Source organism: Streptomyces sp. PR69, assembly GCF_026420845.1.
Classification (GTDB): domain Bacteria; phylum Actinomycetota; class Actinomycetes; order Streptomycetales; family Streptomycetaceae; genus Streptomyces.
This window is the reverse complement of sequence record NZ_JAOWCB010000004.1, coordinates 321,865-337,959: the sequence shown is the minus strand read 5'-3', so window position 1 is coordinate 337,959 and position 16,095 is coordinate 321,865. Positions and strand designations below refer to the sequence as shown.

The window sequence follows — 16,095 nt, the reverse complement described above, 5'->3', positions numbered from 1 at the left end:
GCCGGACTCCGCGGGTCACCGCTTCAGGTCTGGCTGGTCGACTGGCTGGCTGGTCGACTGGCCGGCTGGGCGCCCGCCGCCTGGCGCGGGCCCGTGCGGGCGTGGCGGCGGGGCCCGCCTGCGCCGCGTCAGCGCCGTCGTCGGTCAGCGTCCGGATCAGGGCGTGGTCCGGGGAGAGCCGGCACGCGGGGTCCGTACGGGCGGCGTCTCCGGTGAGCGCGTACGCCTGGCAGCGGCAGCCGCCGAAGTCCTCGTCGCGGCGGGAACAGCTGCGGCAGGGGTCGGGCAGCCAACTGGTCCCGCGGTAGCGGGTGAAGGCCGTGGAGTGGTCCCAGATCCAGGCCAGCGGGCGGTCGCGGACATTCGGCGGGGCCAGGTCCGGCAGGGAGGCCGCGGCCGGGCAGGGGAGGACGGCGCCGTCCGGGGCCACGGTGAGCGAGACCGCGCCCCAGCCGCCCATGCACGGCTTGGCGACTCCGTCGAAGTAGTCGGGGAGGACCCAGACCAGGTCGGGTCCGGGGCCGGAGGAGAGCCGCTTTCGCCATCGCTCCACGGCGTCCCGCGCGCGGGCGAGCTGGCGGCGCGTGGGCAGCAGCGCGGCGCGGTTGAGCAGACCCCAGCCGTAGAACTGGACGTTGGCCAGCTCGATGCGGTCCACGCCCCAGGACAGACCCAGTTCGACGAGGGCGTCGACGGAGTCCAGGTTCCCGTGGTGCAGGACGACGTTGAGGCCGAGGGGAAGGCCGGCCGCCCGGACGAGTTGAGCGGCCCGTTCCTTCTCGCTGAAGGACCGGCGTCCGGCGATCCGGTCGGAGGCGCGCGGATCGGCGTGCTGGACGGACAGCTGGACGCTGCGCAGCCCGGCGTCGGCGAGCGCGGACAGCCGGGGCTGATCCAGGCCCACGCCGCTGGTGACCAGCTGGGTGTAGATGCCTGCGGACTCGGCCGCCATGACGATCCGTTCCAGGTCGCCACGGAGCAGCGGCTCGCCGCCCGAGAGATGCGTCTGGACGACGCCGAGCCCGCCGGCCTGGCGCATCACGTCCGTCCACTGCTCGGCGGTCAGCTCGCGCGATCGCCGGGTCAGCTCCAGCGGGTTGGAGCAGTAACCGCAGTGGAGCGGGCAGGCATGGGTGAGTTCGGCCAGCAGGGCCCAGGGGCGGGCGGGCGCGGACGCCGAAGCGGCGGGGGTCACCGGAGCCAGCCCTCCTTGCGCAGACGTTCGAGGAAGGGAGGGACGTCGGCGGCCACGGGAGCGCCGGGGAAGCGTGCGGCCAGCTCGTCGACGATTCCGCACACGCTGCGGACGCCGTCGCACAGGCTGATGACCGTGCCGGCCCGGCCCCTGAGGATGCCGACGCGTTCGGGGAGGAGCAGCAGGTCCGCGTCGCGTGCGGGGTCGTGCCGCCGCACGACGGCGGGCGCCGGCGCGGGCCGCCAGTCGTCCCCGGACGCCGGCCTCATGTCTGCTCCCGGCGGTCTGCCCGGTCCACGGCGTCCAGCAGCGACCACAGGACGTCGCATTTGAAGCGAAGCGCGGCCACGGCACGTTCCTGGTCGGCCCGGGAACGGGCCCAGCCCAGCACAAGGCCGAGCGCCTCCCGGCTGTCGCGCCGCCCCTGGGGGACACGGCCGCGGAAGTAGGAGAGGCCGCGGGGGCCGATCCACGGGTAGTGGCGTTCGAAGGCGTCGATGCGGGCGCGCATCAGGTCCGGGGCGGACAGTTCGGTGAGCGAAGCGGCGACGGCTTCGAGGGGCGAGCCCAGCCGGCAGAAGTTGACGTACCCGTCGACCGCCAGCCGTACGCCCGGCAGAACGCCGTCCGCGCAGAGCAGCGTCTCGCGGTCCAGGCCGGCCGCCTCGCCGAGCCTCAGCCAGCGCTCGATGCCGCCCTCGCCCTCTTCCCGCCCATCGTGGTCCTGGATGCGGCGCAGCCACATCCGGCGCAGCGCGGGAGTGTTCAGCTTGGCAGTGATCAGGGCGTCCTTGACGGGGATATGGCGCTGGTAGTGGAAGCGGTTGACGATCCAGCGGCGCAGCTCCGCCGGGCTGAGATCGCCGCTGTGCATCCTGAGGTTGAAGGGATGGCGGTCGTGGTACCGCTCTTCCCCTGCCGCACGCAGCCGCGCCTCGAACTCCGGGGAGGTCCAGCGCTCCGTGAGCGGGGCGGACGCCGTGTTCACAGCTCGATCACCATCCCGTCGTGTGCCACCTCGATGCCCAGCCGGGCGAGCCGCTTGTGCTGGGGCGCGTCCGGGTCGACGAGTGGGCTGGTGTTGTTGAGGTGCGTGTAGAGGCGCCGGGCGGAGAGCGGGGCGAGGCGTTCGGCGGTGCCGCCCGGCCCGTCGATGGGCAGGTGGCCCATCGCGGTGGCGGTGCGGTCGGAGATCCCGGTGCGAAGGGGCTCCTCGTCGTCCCAGAAAGTGCCGTCCACGATGACGCAGTCGGCTTCGGCGGCGGCCTGCTGGAGACGGTCGGGCCAGGCGGCCAGGGCGGGAGCGTAGAGGGCCGAGGCCCCGGAGGCGGGGTCGTACAGGCGCACTGCGACGACCCACGCGCCGGTGTCCGAGGCGTCGTCGTCCGGGATGCGGGCGGCGTACCGGGGGCGTTTGCCTGACACCGGAATGGCGCATATCCGCACGCCGGATGATGCGCGCTCCAGCGGCTCGGCGCCGCGCCGCGGCAGGTCCCGCCAGGTCACGGAGGTGTAAGGGGCCAGCACATCGCCGAGGCGCAGGCAGTCCAGGAGAGCCCGGCGGACGGGGGCCGTCGCGATCACCTGGAGGCGGTCCGCCTCACGCAGCCGCGCGATGCCCAGGGTGTGGTCGAGTTCGGCGTCGGTGAGGATCAGTCCGGCGACCGGTGTCTGCCGGGGCCGGGGCCCCGGGTGGAGTTCGGGCCGGCTTTCGATCTGGTCGCCGATGTCGGGTGTCGCGTTGACGAGGTACCAGCGGCCTTCGCCCGTGCGGACGGCGAGCGACGCGTGACGGCGGCGCCGGTGCGGTTGTGCGCGTGCCCCGGAGCATGCGGGGCACGCGCAGTTCCACTGGGGGATGCCGCCGCCGGCGGCGGTGCCGAGTACCAGCAGCAGCATGGCGTCGGCTAGCGGGAGCTGGGGGAGTAGTAGCCGGTGACCTCCAGGGCGGTGTCGACGACCTCGTAATCGGGCGTCTGCCAGGCGGCCTTGTCCGTGGTCTCCGGGGAGGGAGCCTGCTCGACCGGCTCCGTCTCCTGTTCCTCGGTGTCGCGCATCGGTCGCACCTGCCTTTCGGTGGGGATTACTCGTGGGGGCTGTTCACGGGGACTGCTTGGGGGACTGCTTGATGGTCACGCGGAGGATCTCGTCGTTGCCGAACCCGCGGTCGCTGGTGCCCAGCCACAGTTCGTCCGAGCCGGGGACCCTCGCGACGGCGCGCAGCCGGCCGTACCGGCCGGTGTAGAAATCGGTGTCCGCGCCGACGCGCTCGCTGTCCCCTTCGATCGGGACGCGCCACAGCCGCTGGCCGCGGAGCGACGCCACATAGATGACGTTGCGCACGATGGCGATATGGGCGGGCACGCCCTGCGGCGGCGTCCAGGCTTTCTTCGGGTTGGTCATCCCCTTGACGTCACAGGAGCCCTCGCAGGTGGGCCAGCCGTAATTGGCGCCGGGCTTGATGAGGTTGAGCTCGTCGTACGCGGACTCGCCGATTTCCGCCGACCACAGCCGGCCGTTGCGGTCCCAGGCCAGGCCGTACGGGTTGCGGTGGCCGTAGCTGTAGACGCGGTTGCCGAAGGGGTTGCCGGGGGCGGGGTCCCCGGCCTTAGTGATCCGGAGGATCTTTCCGTTCAGCGATGTCCTGTCCTGCGCGAGTTCCGGCCGCAGGGCGTCGCCGGTCGAGACATAGAGGTATCCGTCGGGGCCGAAGGCGACATTGCCGCCGTTGTGGTCACCGCCCCGTTCGATCCCGCCGAGCACCATGGTGTAGTCGCTGAGCGATGAGCCGTCGTAGCTCATCCTCGCCACCCGGGTCTCGTTCTCCGCGGTGTGCACAAAGAACACATGCTTGTCCGTCGTGCCGTTCCAGGTCGGTGACGGAGCGACCCCCAGCAGCCCGCCGGCGCCGTGGGTGTAGGGCTCGGGGACCGTGTACGGCACCTCGCCGACCCGCTTCTTGGAGCCGTCGCGGTCGAGGGAGTAGACCTGGTAGGAGAGACGCTCGGTCACCAGCGCCGAGCGTCCGTCCGGCAGGAACGAGATGCTCCAGGGGGTGTGCCAGCCCTTGGAGAACGTGGTGACGTCTGCCGGGGCGCCGCCGTCTGCGGAGTCGTCCGCGGCGGTGTCCGACGCCGCGGCGACGGCGGGCTGCACTGTGGCTCCGGATGCTGACGGCTGCGCCATGCCGGCCGTCAGCAAGGCGGTCACAGCGGTCGCGGCAGTCACAGCGGTCGCGGCGGTTGCACCGGTCAGCGAAGTCATGCCCCAGCGGGCCGGACGCCGCACCGGGCGATCTGAACGTGCCACGTCGACACCCTTCTTCGCCGCGCTCCTGGAGTGAGCCGTCGCCTACATCCTTGACCGTGTGCGATCGAGCCGCCATGTGTGGTGATGCGGGCGAGTGAGGCTCCGGCGCGAGGCGTCGCCCCCGGGCGCCAGGACCTCCGGGCGCCGGGCCGGGGTCCGCCGGCCGGTGACGCGTGGCCGTCACCGGCCGCTCAGTGACTGTTCCGTCCAGACCGTCTTGCCGTCCCGCGTGTAGCGCGTGCCCCACCGCTCGGTGAACTGGGCGACCAGGAACAGGCCGCGTCCTCCCTCGTCGGTGCTGCGCTGCAGGCTGAGCGCGGCCTGTTGCTGCTGGGTGTAGCGGCGGGCGTTGTCGATGGAGAGGGCGGCGCGGGCGGCGAGCTCCTGGGCGAGCGTCAGATCGTCCTCCTCGAACGGCTCCCGGCGTTCCGACCGCCGCAGACTGACCACACCGAGCACCAGGCCGCGTGCCGCGAGAGGCGCCACCATGAGCGAGTGGACGTCCGCACCCGTCTTTGCGCTGACCGCGGCTCCGGCTTCGGCTCTGGTGGCCGGGGGCTCCAGCGCATACCAGGCGGCGGAGCCGACGGCCGGTTCGAGCACCGCTCGCCGCTCGGCCAGACACCTGGCCTGCGGCGTCTGCGGAGGCAGACGGAGCACCGCGCCGGCCGGATGCATGATCTGCGCGTCCCGCGCCGACACGCCCCGTACGGCCTCTGTATATGAATGCAGCTTTTCGTATATACTTCCAACGGCACCGCACGCCGCGACCCAGGAGCAGCCGTTATGGCGACACACCTCGCAGGCCGCCACTTCCTCAAGGAGCTGGACTTCACCGCAGCCGAGTTCCGCGGCCTGATCGAGCTGGCCGCGGAGCTCAAGGCCGCCAAGCGGGCGGCGGCCGAGGTCCAGCGGCTGCGCGGCAGGAATATCGCGCTGATCTTCGAGAAGACGTCCACCCGCACCCGCTGCGCCTTCGAGGTGGCCGCGGCGGACCAGGGGGCGTCGACCACCTATCTGGACCCGTCGGGCTCGCAGCTGGGCCACAAGGAGTCGGTGAAGGACACGGCGCGCGTCCTCGGCAGGATGTTCGACGCGATCGAGTACCGGGGCAGCAGCCAGGCGGTCGTCGAGGAACTCGCCGCGTACGCCGGAGTGCCGGTCTACAACGGCCTCACCGACGACTGGCACCCCACCCAGATGCTGGCCGACGTCCTCACCATGACCGAGCACGGCGACCGCCCGCCGGAGGAGATCTCCTTCGCCTATCTCGGCGACGCCCGGCTCAACATGGGCAACTCCTATCTGGTGACCGGCGCGCTGCTCGGCATGGACGTACGGATCGTCGCACCCCGCGCATACTGGCCGTCCGAGCAGGTGCGGGCCCGCGCCCGGACCGCCGCCGAGACGAGCGGCGCACGGATCACTCTCACCGAGGACATCGGGGACGGCGTACGCGGCGCGGATTTCATCGCCACCGACGTCTGGGTGTCGATGGGGGAGCCCAAGGAGGTCTGGGACGAGCGGATCACCGCCCTGCGGCCGTACTCCGTGACCATGGACGTGCTGCGCGCCGCCGGCAACCCGTCGGTGAAGTTCCTGCACTGCCTGCCCGCCTTTCACGATCTCGGCACCGCGGTCGGCCGGGAGATCCATCGGAACCATGGGCTGCGTGAACTCGAAGTCACCGACGAGGTCTTCGAGTCGGAGCACTCGGTCGTCTTCGATCAGGCGGAGAACCGGATGCATACGATCAAGGCCGTGATGGTCGCCACATTGGGGGCACAATCGGCATAGCGATGCGATTGAATGCGTACCACGTCTGAATGCGCACGACGTGTCAATGCGCACGACGTGACCACAACTGATCGCGGGGTTCGAGCTCGCAGCTCGGGCCCCCTTTCTGTGTGCCGCCAGCCGTACGACCAGCGAGAGAACCACCCCATGCGCCGCATCAAGACCCCCGAACAGCTCGTCGCCGAGTCCGGCGCGGATCTCGAAGGGCACGGTCTGAAGCGCACCATGGGCCTGTTCCAGCTGGTGTGCTTCGGCGTCGGGGCGATCGTCGGCACGGGCATCTTCGTCGGACTCTCCGACAGCGTCGCCGAGGCGGGCCCCGCGGTGCTCGTCTCGTTCGTCCTCGCCGCGATCACCTGCGTCTTCACCGCCTTCTCCTTCGCCGAGCTGGGCAGCGCGATCCCGGTCTCCGGCAGCTCGTACTCCTTCGCCTACGCCACCCTCGGCGAGCGCGTCGCCTTCCTCGTCGGCTGGTGTCTGCTGCTCGAGTACGGCGTTTCGGCGTCCGCGGTGGCGGTCGGCTGGGGCCAGTACCTCAATGAACTGCTGGACAGCCTGATCGGCGTGCAGCTGCCCGCCGCGCTCTCCAGCCCGCCCGGCGAGGGCGGCATCGTGAACATCCCCGCCGTGGTGATCATGGTGCTCGCCGCCCTGCTGCTGGTGCGCGGCATCCGCGAGAGCGCCCGTGCCACCGCCGTCATGGCCGTGCTGAAGATCGCGATCCTGGTCCTCTTCTGCGCCGTCGGCCTCACCGCCTACCAGGCGGGGAACCTCACGCCGTTCGCGCCGCACCACCTGGCCGGCATCACCTCCGGAGCGTCGCTCGCCTTCTTCTCGTACATCGGCTTTGACGCGATCACCACGGCGGGCGAGGAGGTCAAGAACCCGCGGCGCAACATCCCGCTCGCGATCATGATCTGCATCGGCGTCGTCACCGTGCTCTACGGGCTGGTGGCGCTCGCCGCGATCGGCGCGATGTCCGCCGACGAGGTCGCCGGCCAGCCGGCGGCGCTCTCGCTCGTCGTCAACCAGGTCACCGGCTCCTCCCTCGGCGGCGGCGTCATCGCCTTCGGCGCGGTCGTCGCCATCGCCTCCGTCGTCCTCGCCGTGCTGTACGGGCAGACCCGCATCCTGATGTCGATGTCCCGCGACGGGCTGATCCCCGGCGTCTTCGAGCGCGTCTCCCCGAAGACGTCCACCCCGGTCGCCAACACCTGGATCGTCACGGCCGTCTTCGCGGTCCCCGCCGCCGTCGTGCCGCTCGACAAGGTGATGAATCTGAGCACCATCGGCACCCTCGCCGTGATGGCGGCGGTCAATGTCGCGGTGATCGCGCTGCGCCGCCGCCACCCGGGGACGCAGACCCGGTTCCGCGTCCCGCTGTATCCGCTCAGCCCGGTGCTCGGCGTGCTGTTCTGTCTGTATCTGATCTGGGGGACCGGCTGGCAGACCTGGGCGCAGTTCGCGGTGTTCCTCGCGGCCGGGGCGGCGGTGTACGCGGGATACGGCCGCCGCCGCTCACGGCTGGCCGCCGTGCGGGACGACCGGCCCGGCCTGGTCAGCGCCGCGCCGAGAGGGTGAACCACACCGCCTTGCCCGCGGGGGTGGGGCGGTGTCCGCACGCGGTGCTCAGGGTGCGGAGCAGCAGCAGGCCCCGGCCGTGCTCCTGCCAGGGGTCCGGCGCGCAGCCCGGTCCGGGCGGGGTGAGGTCCCCGGGTGGCGCGGGATCTGAGTCGTGGACCTCTATCCGGCAGCCGGACGGCAGCAGCTCCACGACCAGCTCGACGGGCGCCGCGCCGGCCGCGTGCTCGACGGCGTTGGCCACCAGCTCGGCGGTGAGTAGCTCCGCGGTGTCGCCGTCCGCGGCTCCCCCGGCTTCCGCCAGCGCCGTACGGATCAGGGCGCGCGCCATGGGCACGGCGACGGCCGTGCGCGGCAGCGCGATGCGCCAGGAGCCATGGCCGGGGCCGGGGGCCGGGCGGTGGCCGGGTGCGTGGAGCAAGGTCCGGTGTCCGTTCGGGGAGATGCTGGCGACAACCATACGAACGGTCGGCTGCCGGGGATGCGACCTGTGTCACATCTGAGACGGGTTCATATCCGGAGCCGGACATCTGTATCGCGTATAGATGACGGCAGTCACATAAGGGTGATAACTTCAAAGCCCGGCAGGCACCGCCCGCAGAGGGAGGCCACTCGCCCATGAGCCCCTTCACCGGTTCCGCGCAGAGCACCGAGAAATGGCGTCACCTGCGGCTGACGACGGACGGCGGCGTCGCGACCGTCACCCTCGCCCGCCCCGAGAAGCTCAACGCGCTCACCTTCGGCGCATATGCGGATCTCCGCGATCTGCTGTCCGAACTCTCCCGCGAGCGGTCCGTACGCGCTCTCGTCCTGGGCGGCGAGGGCCGCGGCTTCTGCTCCGGCGGCGACGTCGACGAGATCATCGGCGCGACGCTCTCCATGGACGCCGCACAGCTGCTGGACTTCAACCGGATGACCGGCCAGGTCGTGCGGGCGGTGCGCGAATGTCCCTTCCCCGTCGTCGCGGCCGTCCACGGCGTCGCGGCCGGCGCGGGCGCGGTGCTCGCCCTCGCCGCCGACTTCCGCGTCGCCGACCCGTCGGCCCGGTTCGCCTTCCTCTTCACCAAAGTGGGGCTCTCCGGGGGCGACATGGGCGCTGCCTATCTGCTGCCCCGCGTCGTCGGCCTCGGCCATGCGACCCGCCTGCTGATGCTGGGCGAACCGGTCGACGCCGCGGAGGCCGAGCGCATCGGCCTCATCAGCGAACTGACCCCCGCCTCCCAGGCCCCCGCCCGCGCCGCCGCCCTCGCCCGCCGTCTCGCCGACGGCCCGGCCCTCGCCCAGGCCCAGACGAAAGCCCTCCTCACGGCGGAGCTGGACATGCCGCTCGCGGCGGCGGTCGAACTGGACGCGTCGACGCAGGCGCTGCTGATGAAGGGGGAGGACTACGCGGAGTTCCACGCGGCGTTCACGGCGAAGCGCGCGCCCGAGTGGCGGGGCCGGTGAAGGAATCAGCCTCGCCTGGGGGTACCCCCGGACGGAGTCTGGGGGAGTTTGAGGCGCGGGGGTCCGGGGGCGGAGCCCCCGGTACGGCGCCCACCCTCGCCCTCCGCGTCGCCGTCATCGGCGGCGGCCCCGCCGGCCTCTACGCCGCCGCGCTGCTCAAGCGGCTCGACCCCACGCGCGCCGTCACCGTCTATGAGCGCAACGCCCCCGATGACACCTTCGGCTTCGGCGTCGTCCTCTCCGACGAGACCCTCGGCGGCATCGAGCACGCCGACCCCGCCGTCTACCGCGCGCTCCGCCGCGAGTTCGTCCGCTGGGACGACATCGACATCGTCTGCCGCGGCCGCACCCTCACCTCCACCGGCCATGGCTTCGCCGCCCTCGGCAGACGCCGGCTCCTCCAGATACTGCACGAGCGCTGCCGCGGGCTCGGCGTGGAGCTCCGCTTCCGTACACCCGCCCCGCCCGCCGCGGAACTCGCCCGCACACACGACCTCGTCATCGCCGCGGACGGGGTGCACAGCACCACCCGCTCCGCACACCCCGAAGCCTTCGGCCCGCGGATCACCTCCCACCGCTGCCGCTATATATGGCTCGCCGCCGACTTCGCGTTCGACGCGTTCCGCTTTGAGATCGCCGAGACCGAGCACGGCGTGATGCAGCTCCACGCCTACCCCTACGCCCGCCGCCGCCCCGCGGCGAGGCCCTCCGGGCCGGGGAACCAGCCCGGCGCCTCCACCGTCATCGTGGAGATGCGCGAGGAGGTCTGGCGCGCCGCGGGCCTCGCGGACTGCGACGAGCAGCAGTCCGCCGAGCGCTGCGCCAAGATCTTCGCCGATGCCCTCGGCGGCCGCCCGCTGCGCGGCAACAACAGCGCCTGGACCGCCTTCCGCACCGTTGTCAACGACCGCTGGACCCACGGCAACACCGTGCTGCTCGGCGACGCCGCGCACACCGCCCACTTCTCCATCGGCTCCGGCACCAAACTCGCCGTCGAGGACGCGCTCGCGCTCGCCGCGTGCATCGAGGAACAGCCCACGCTCCCCGACGCCCTCGCCGCATACGAGGCGGAGCGCCGCCCCGTCGTCGAGTCAACCCAGCGCGCCGCGGCCGCGAGCCTGCGCTGGTTCGAGGAGCTCGGCGGCTATCTCGGCCAGCCGCCCCGCCAGTTCGCCTTCAACCTGCTCACCCGCAGCCGCCGGGTCACCCATGACAACCTCAGGCTCCGCGACCCCGCCTTCACCGATGCCGTGGAGCGCGACTTCGGCTGCCCGCCCGGCACACCCCCGATGTTCACCCCCTTCCGGCTGCGCGGTCTGACGCTGCGCAACCGCGTCGTCGTCTCGCCCATGGACATGTACGCCGCCGAGGACGGCCTCCCCGGAGACTTCCACCTCGTCCACCTCGGCGCCCGCGCCCTCGGCGGCGCGGGTCTGGTGATGACCGAGATGGTGTGCGTCAGCCCCGAGGGCCGGATCACCCCCGCCTGCGCCGGCCTCTACACCCCCGCTCAGGGCGCCGCCTGGCGGCGCATCACCGACTTCGTCCACACCAGCGCGCCCGGCACGGCCATCGGCGTACAACTCGGCCACTCGGGCCGCAAGGGCTCCACCAAGGTCATGTGGGAGGGCATCGACCAGCCGCTGGACCACGGCAACTGGCCGCTGACCGCCGCCTCACCGCTGCCGTACCGCGCCGGGGTCAACCAGGTCCCGCACGCGCTGGACCGCGCCGGGCTCGGCGAGATCCGCGAGCAGTTCGCCGCCGCGGCGGGGCGCGCCGCGCACGCCGGGTTCGACCTCCTCGAACTCCACTGCGCCCACGGCTATCTGCTCTCCGGCTTTCTCTCCCCGCTGACCAACCACCGCACCGACGCCTACGGCGGCAGTCTCGCCCGCCGCCTCCGCTACCCCCTCGAAGTGTTCGACGCCGTACGCGAGCGCTGGCCCGACGACAGGCCGATGACGGTCCGCATCTCGGCCGTCGACTGGTTCCCGGGCGGCACCACAGCGGACGACGCCGTCGAGATCGCCCGTGCCTTCGCCTCCCACGGCGCGGACGCCATCGACGTGTCCACAGGGCAGGTCGTCCCTCAGGAGCGCCCCGAGTTCGGCCGCTCGTACCAGACGCCCTACGCCGACCGCATCCGCAACGAGCTGCACATCCCCGTGATCGCCGTGGGCGCGATCTCCTCCTGGGACGACGTCAACTCGCTCCTGCTGGCCGGCCGGGCCGATCTGTGCGCCCTGGCCCGCCCCCACCTCTACGATCCGCACTGGACCCTGCACGCGGCGGCCGACCAGGAGTACACGGGCGAGGCCGCGCCCTGGCCGCCGCCGTACCGCGCGGGCAGCCGCAAACCCCCTACGGGCCGCACCGACGCCCCCAAGCCCCGCCTCACCCTGGACCCTTAAGCCCTGGGGCTGAAGCCCCAGCCCCCGTTTCCGGGGGCTCCGCCCCCGAACCCCCGCGCCTCAATCTCCCCCAGACTCCGTCCGGGGGTACCCCCAGGCGGGGCTGGATTTTCCAGCCCGTCCGGCGTTTGAGGATACGGCCGAAGGCCGTACAGGGGGTCTGGGGGCGAAAGCCCCCAGTTACGGGAAGTGGGGGTCGCCCCACGCCCCCAGGGCGTAGGGGGAGGGTAGGGGAAAAGGCGCCTACGGCGCGTCGACGAACCCCGCCCCCGCATCCCGCAATCGCCCATGCAGCCTCGCGAAGACCTCCGCCGAGCGCCCACCCGGCCAGCCTCGCGGCAGCAGCGCCTCCGGCAGCCCGGGGTCGGCGTACGGCAGACGGCGCCAGGAGTCCAGCGCCGTCAGATAGTCCCGGTACGCCTCCTCGGGCGGGGTGTCCTCGCGGGCCTCCCAGGCCCGCAGCACCGGCTCGTGCAGATCGAGGAACTGCTCGTGCTGTTTGGCGATGGCCGTCAGATCCCACCAGCGCCCCGCCGCCTCCTCCGTCGGCGCAAAGCCCAGATGCTCGCCGCGGAACAGCTCCACATACGGGTCGAGTTGCAGCCGCCGCAGCGTGTGCCGGGCCTCCTCGTACAGCCGTGCCGGTGCGATCCACACGCCCGGCGCGGCGGAGCCGAAGCCCAGCCGGGACAGCCGGGAGCGCAGCAGATGGCGTTTGTGCCGCTCCGACTCGGGCACCGAGAACACCGCGAGCACCCAGCCCTCGGACAGCTCGGGGGAGGTACGGGCGAAGATCCGCCGGTCGCCGTCGTCGAGGAGCTGCCGGGCGTCCGCGGACAGGGCGTAGCCCGCGGCCCCCTCCGCCGTACGCTCGGCGACCAGCAGTCCGCGGCGCTTGAGCCGGGAGACGGAGGAGCGTACGGACGGGGCGTCCACGCCGAGGGCCGCGAGCAGCCGGATGAGTTCGGCCACGGGAAACGGCCCCGGCCGTTCGCGTCCGTACGCGCCGTACAGGGTGACGATCAGGGAGCGGGGGGTGTGCTGCTCGGCCACGCGATCACTCTAGAGCCCGCGGTCATCGAAGGTCCCGCAGCCTGAAACGCTGGAGCTTCCCGGTCGCGGTGCGCGGCAGGGCGTCGAGGAAGACGATGGAGCGCGGGCACTTGTACGGGGCGAGCCGCTCCCGTACCGCCGTGTTCAGCGCCTCGGCGGCGTCGTCCCCGGCTTCCACGCCCTCCCGGAGCACCACATACGCCACGGCGATCTGGCCGCGCAGCTCGTCCGGGCGGCCCACGACCGCGGCTTCCGCGACATCCGGATGGTGCAGCAGGGCCTCCTCGACCTCCGGCCCGGCGATGTTGTACCCGGCCGATATGATCATGTCGTCGGCGCGGGCGACATAGCGGAAGTAGCCGTCCGGCTCCCGTACATAGGTGTCGCCGGTGAGATTCCAGCCGTCCCGCACATATTCCGTCTGGCGTGGATCGGCCAGATAGCGGCAGCCGACCGGGCCGCGCACGGCCAGCAGTCCGGGCTCGCCGTCCGGCACGGGGCGGCCGGAGGAGTCCACGATCCGCGCCTGCCAGCCCGGGACGGGCAGGCCGGTCGTGCCGGGCCGGATCGCCTCGTCTGCGGCGGCGATGAAGATATGCAGCAGTTCGGTCGCGCCGATGCCGTTGATGATCCGCAGTCCGGTCCGCTCGTGCCAGGCCCGCCAGGTGGCCGCCGGGAGGTTCTCCCCGGCCGACACACAGCGCCGCAGCGAACCGAGATCGTGCCCGGCGCCGTCCTGCGCGAGGCTCTCCAGCATCACCCGGTAGGCGGTGGGCGCGGTGAACAGCACCGACACCCGGTGTTCCGCGATCGCCGGAAGCAACTGCTTCGGACCCGCCTGCTCCAGCAGCAGCGCGGACGCGCCCGCCCGCATCGGGAAGACGACCAGCCCGCCGAGGCCGAAGGTGAAGCCCAGCGGCGGGCTGCCCGCGAAGATGTCGTCGGGCTCCGGGCGCAGCACCTGGGCGGAGAAGGTGTCGGCGACGGCCAGCACATCGCGGTGGAAGTGCAGACAGCCCTTGGGCCGACCGGTGGTGCCGGAGGTGAAGGCGATCAGCGCCACATCATCGGCCGCGGTCGGCACAGCCGGGTACGGAGTCCGCGGGGCCTCGGCGACCAGGTGCAGCAGATCGTCCGGGCCGTCGGAGCCGTACGGGGTGATGTGCAGTCCGGGCGCCTTGGCCTCCCTCAGGCCCTCCAGCGACCGCTCGTCGCACAGCGCATGGCTGACCTCGGCGAGTTCGCAGATCGTCCGCAGCTCGGGGGCGCGCTGCTGGGCCAGTACGGTGACGGCCACCGCGCCCGCCTTCAGCACCGCCAGCCAGCAGGCGGCCAGCCGGGGGGTGGTCGGCCCGCGGAGCAGGACGCGGTTGCCGGGCACCACGCCCAGACGGTCCGTCAGCACATGTGCGATCCGGTCGACGTGCTCGCGGAGCTGCCCGTAGGTCCATCGTTCGCCGTCGCCGGTGCGGAATGCCGGCCGGCCGGGCCCGAAGCGCTCGACCGTGGCGTCCAGCAGCTCCGCGCCGCAGTTCAGCCGCTGGGGATAGACCGGACCGGGCGGTCCGTACAGCAGATCGGGCCACTGGGCGGGCGGCGGCAGGCGGTCGCGCGCGAAGGTGTCGAGATGGGCCGAGGGTGTCAGCTCCATGGTCGTTCGCCCCCCTTGCCGTGGTGGCGGGCCTTGTCATGGTGGCGTCGCGGCTTCGCACAGGGAGCGTATCGTGATGGTGACGACAGTCAACGGTCCGCGATAGCGGCGTAGGGAGTGGGCCACGAATGTCCGCATTCTCACTCGATCCGGTGCAGACCGCCTGGTGCGCCCAGCTGCGTACGCTCGCCGCCGAACGGCTCAGGCCGCTCGCCGAGGCGGGCGAGCCCGGCCGGGTCAACCGCCCGCTCCTCGCCGCACTCGGCGAACTGGGCCTGCTCAGAAGGGTGTTCACCGGAGGAGCGCTGGAACTGTGCCTGCTGCGCGAATCCCTCGCCCATGGCTGTACGGAGGCCGAGACCGCCCTCGCCCTCCAGGGACTGGGGGCGGCCCCGGTCCACCAGGCGGGCACCGAGGCGCAGCGGGAACGGTGGCTGCCCGAGGTGACCGCCGGGCGCGCCGTCGCCGCCTTCGCGCTCAGCGAGCCGGACGCCGGCTCGGACGCGGCCGCCCTGGCACTCAAGGCCGTGCCGGACGGCCCCGGCTGGCGGCTCAGCGGCGAGAAGTGCTGGATCTCCAACGCGCCGGAGGCCGACTTCTACACCGTCTTCGCCCGCACGGCCGAGGGGGCCGGGGCCCGCGGCATCACCGCCTTCCTCGTCCCGGCCGGCCGGCCGGGGCTGACCGGCGCCCCGCTGGAGATGCTCTCCCCGCACCCCATCGGCACGCTCGTCTTCGACGGTGTGCCGGTCGGACCCGACGACGTCCTGGGCCGGGCAGACCGCGGCTTCCGGGTGGCCATGCGCACGCTTGACCTCTTCCGCCCCAGCGTCGGCGCGTTCGCCGTCGGCATGGCGCAGGCCGCCCTGGACGCCGCCCTGGCGCACACCGCGACCCGCACCGCCTTCGGCGGACCGCTCAAGGACCTCCAGTCCGTGGGCCACACGGTCGCCGAGATGGCCACCCGCACCGAGGCGGCCCGGCTCCTCGTCTATGCCGCGGCCGCCGCGTACGACGACGGGGCCGCCGATGTCCCCGCCCGCTCGGCGATGGCGAAGCTGCTGGCCACGGAGACGGCCCAGTATGTGGTGGACGCGGCCGTCCAGCTGCACGGTGCGCGGGCGCTGCGGCGCGGACATCTGCTGGAACACCTCTACCGCGAGGTGCGGGCGCCCAGGATCTACGAGGGCGCCACCGAGGTCCAGCGCACGGTCATCGCCCGCCGCCTGTACGCATCCGCCGACGGGTCTCCCGCCGGTTCCACGTCCGGGCCCGGCGGGCCTTCCGGGGCCCCGGCCCCGGCCCCGGATGCGTTCCCTGCGGGGTTCGCATCGGGCGCCGGGCGGGCCGGGGGCGGCGGTGCCTCCGGGGGCGCGGCCCCGGCCGGGCGGCCGTTGGCCGCCGGCACGGCATCGGGCGCCGGTTTCGCCCCGGCCGCCGAGCGGACCGGGGGAGCGCCTCCCTCGCACGGCACGGGACTGTCTCCGGACAGAGGAGGACAGCCCCCGGCCGGGCCGCGCCCGCCCGAGAAGTCCCCGCCCGGCGGGGAACCCGCGGAGCTAGACCCCGCCAGGGAGCGGCCGACGCAGGCCGGGTGCGCGGAGGCGGGTCCTGCCGTGCGGGGGCCCGCCATGCCAGGGCCCGTCACG

At 72.7% G+C, this 16,095-nt stretch carries 14 protein-coding genes and 1 pseudogene; 5 read left to right on the top strand and 10 right to left on the bottom strand.

The window, feature by feature from the left end:
• The 7 genes from pqqE to OF819_RS06130 form a co-directional block, all read right to left on the bottom strand.
• Positions 1-1,195 (bottom strand): pyrroloquinoline quinone biosynthesis protein PqqE (gene pqqE / locus OF819_RS06160; RefSeq protein WP_323748900.1); only part of this gene is annotated, 1,195 nt, incomplete at its 3' end.
• Positions 1,192-1,464 (bottom strand): pyrroloquinoline quinone biosynthesis peptide chaperone PqqD, encoded by a 273-nt coding sequence (pqqD, locus tag OF819_RS06155; RefSeq protein ID WP_267242315.1) that lies wholly within the window; start codon positions 1,462-1,464, stop codon positions 1,192-1,194. The genes pqqD and pqqE, both read right to left, overlap by 4 nt.
• A complete protein-coding gene (gene pqqC, locus OF819_RS06150; protein ID WP_267242314.1) occupies positions 1,461-2,183 on the bottom strand; it encodes a pyrroloquinoline-quinone synthase PqqC in 723 nt (240 codons plus the stop codon). The genes pqqD and pqqC overlap by 4 nt, the downstream gene beginning before the upstream one ends.
• Complete coding sequence (pqqB, locus tag OF819_RS06145) at positions 2,180-3,094, bottom strand: pyrroloquinoline quinone biosynthesis protein PqqB (RefSeq protein ID WP_267242313.1); 915 nt, start codon at positions 3,092-3,094, stop codon at positions 2,180-2,182. Before pqqB ends, pqqC begins: the two co-directional genes overlap by 4 nt.
• Positions 3,095-3,102: 8 nt before the next feature.
• Positions 3,103-3,252 (bottom strand): pyrroloquinoline quinone precursor peptide PqqA, encoded by a 150-nt coding sequence (locus tag OF819_RS06140; protein ID WP_267242312.1) that lies wholly within the window; start codon positions 3,250-3,252, stop codon positions 3,103-3,105.
• Positions 3,253-3,295: 43 nt separating this feature from the next.
• The gene (locus tag OF819_RS06135) at positions 3,296-4,504 is read right to left on the bottom strand and encodes a PQQ-dependent sugar dehydrogenase (protein WP_267242311.1); all 1,209 of its coding nucleotides are present in this window, start codon (positions 4,502-4,504) and stop codon (positions 3,296-3,298) included.
• 180 nt (positions 4,505-4,684) lie between these two features.
• Positions 4,685-5,206, bottom strand: a complete 522-nt coding sequence (locus tag OF819_RS06130) for a GAF domain-containing protein (RefSeq protein ID WP_323748899.1) — start codon at positions 5,204-5,206, stop codon at positions 4,685-4,687.
• Positions 5,207-5,290: 84 nt separating this feature from the next.
• On the opposite strand from OF819_RS06130, the gene argF reads away from it, so the two are divergent.
• Complete coding sequence (argF, locus tag OF819_RS06125; protein ID WP_267242310.1) at positions 5,291-6,301, top strand: ornithine carbamoyltransferase; 1,011 nt, start codon at positions 5,291-5,293, stop codon at positions 6,299-6,301.
• Positions 6,302-6,448: 147 nt separating this feature from the next.
• Positions 6,449-7,882 (top strand): amino acid permease, encoded by a 1,434-nt coding sequence (locus tag OF819_RS06120; protein ID WP_267242309.1) that lies wholly within the window; start codon positions 6,449-6,451, stop codon positions 7,880-7,882.
• On the opposite strand, the gene OF819_RS06115 is transcribed toward OF819_RS06120, so the two are convergent.
• Positions 7,860-8,303: an ATP-binding protein gene (locus OF819_RS06115; protein ID WP_267242308.1), complete on the bottom strand. Its 444-nt coding sequence runs from the start codon at positions 8,301-8,303 to the stop codon at positions 7,860-7,862. The genes OF819_RS06120 and OF819_RS06115 overlap by 23 nt on opposite strands.
• A gap of 197 nt (positions 8,304-8,500) precedes the next feature.
• On the opposite strand from OF819_RS06115, the gene OF819_RS06110 reads away from it, so the two are divergent.
• Both OF819_RS06110 and OF819_RS06105 read left to right on the top strand, forming a co-directional pair.
• Positions 8,501-9,328, top strand: coding sequence for an enoyl-CoA hydratase family protein (locus tag OF819_RS06110; protein WP_267242307.1), 828 nt, complete (start codon positions 8,501-8,503; stop codon positions 9,326-9,328).
• A complete protein-coding gene (locus OF819_RS06105; protein ID WP_267242306.1) occupies positions 9,325-11,742 on the top strand; it encodes a bifunctional salicylyl-CoA 5-hydroxylase/oxidoreductase in 2,418 nt (805 codons plus the stop codon). Before OF819_RS06110 ends, OF819_RS06105 begins: the two co-directional genes overlap by 4 nt.
• 243 nt (positions 11,743-11,985) lie before the next feature.
• Here the strand turns inward: OF819_RS06105 and OF819_RS06100 are convergent, their stop codons facing one another.
• Both OF819_RS06100 and OF819_RS06095 read right to left on the bottom strand, forming a co-directional pair.
• Entirely contained in the window at positions 11,986-12,795 is an 810-nt protein-coding gene (locus OF819_RS06100) for a PaaX family transcriptional regulator C-terminal domain-containing protein (protein WP_267242305.1), read from the bottom strand.
• 22 nt (positions 12,796-12,817) lie between these two features.
• Positions 12,818-14,446 carry an AMP-binding protein gene (locus OF819_RS06095; RefSeq protein ID WP_267242304.1) on the bottom strand — a complete coding sequence of 543 codons (1,629 nt, stop codon included), beginning with the start codon at positions 14,444-14,446 and terminating at the stop codon, positions 12,818-12,820.
• A 128-nt stretch (positions 14,447-14,574) separates the two neighbouring features.
• Here OF819_RS06095 and OF819_RS06090 point away from each other — a divergent pair.
• A pseudogene (locus OF819_RS06090) lies at positions 14,575-15,687 on the top strand (acyl-CoA dehydrogenase family protein); the annotation flags it as partial.
• Between the last annotated feature and the right edge of the window lie 408 nt (positions 15,688-16,095).

Excerpts from the sequence above, each read along its gene's own strand:
- pqqD (WP_267242315.1), bottom strand. The coding sequence starts at position 1,464 with ATGAGGCCGGCGTCCGGGGACGACTGGCGGCCCGCGCCGGCGCCCGCC.
- pqqB (WP_267242313.1), bottom strand. The coding sequence starts at position 3,094 with ATGCTGCTGCTGGTACTCGGCACCGCCGCCGGCGGCGGCATCCCCCAG.
- OF819_RS06140 (WP_267242312.1), bottom strand. The coding sequence starts at position 3,252 with ATGCGCGACACCGAGGAACAGGAGACGGAGCCGGTCGAGCAGGCTCCC.
- argF (WP_267242310.1), top strand. The coding sequence starts at position 5,291 with ATGGCGACACACCTCGCAGGCCGCCACTTCCTCAAGGAGCTGGACTTC.
- OF819_RS06120 (WP_267242309.1), top strand. The coding sequence starts at position 6,449 with ATGCGCCGCATCAAGACCCCCGAACAGCTCGTCGCCGAGTCCGGCGCG.
- OF819_RS06110 (WP_267242307.1), top strand. The coding sequence starts at position 8,501 with ATGAGCCCCTTCACCGGTTCCGCGCAGAGCACCGAGAAATGGCGTCAC.
- OF819_RS06095 (WP_267242304.1), bottom strand. The coding sequence starts at position 14,446 with ATGGAGCTGACACCCTCGGCCCATCTCGACACCTTCGCGCGCGACCGC.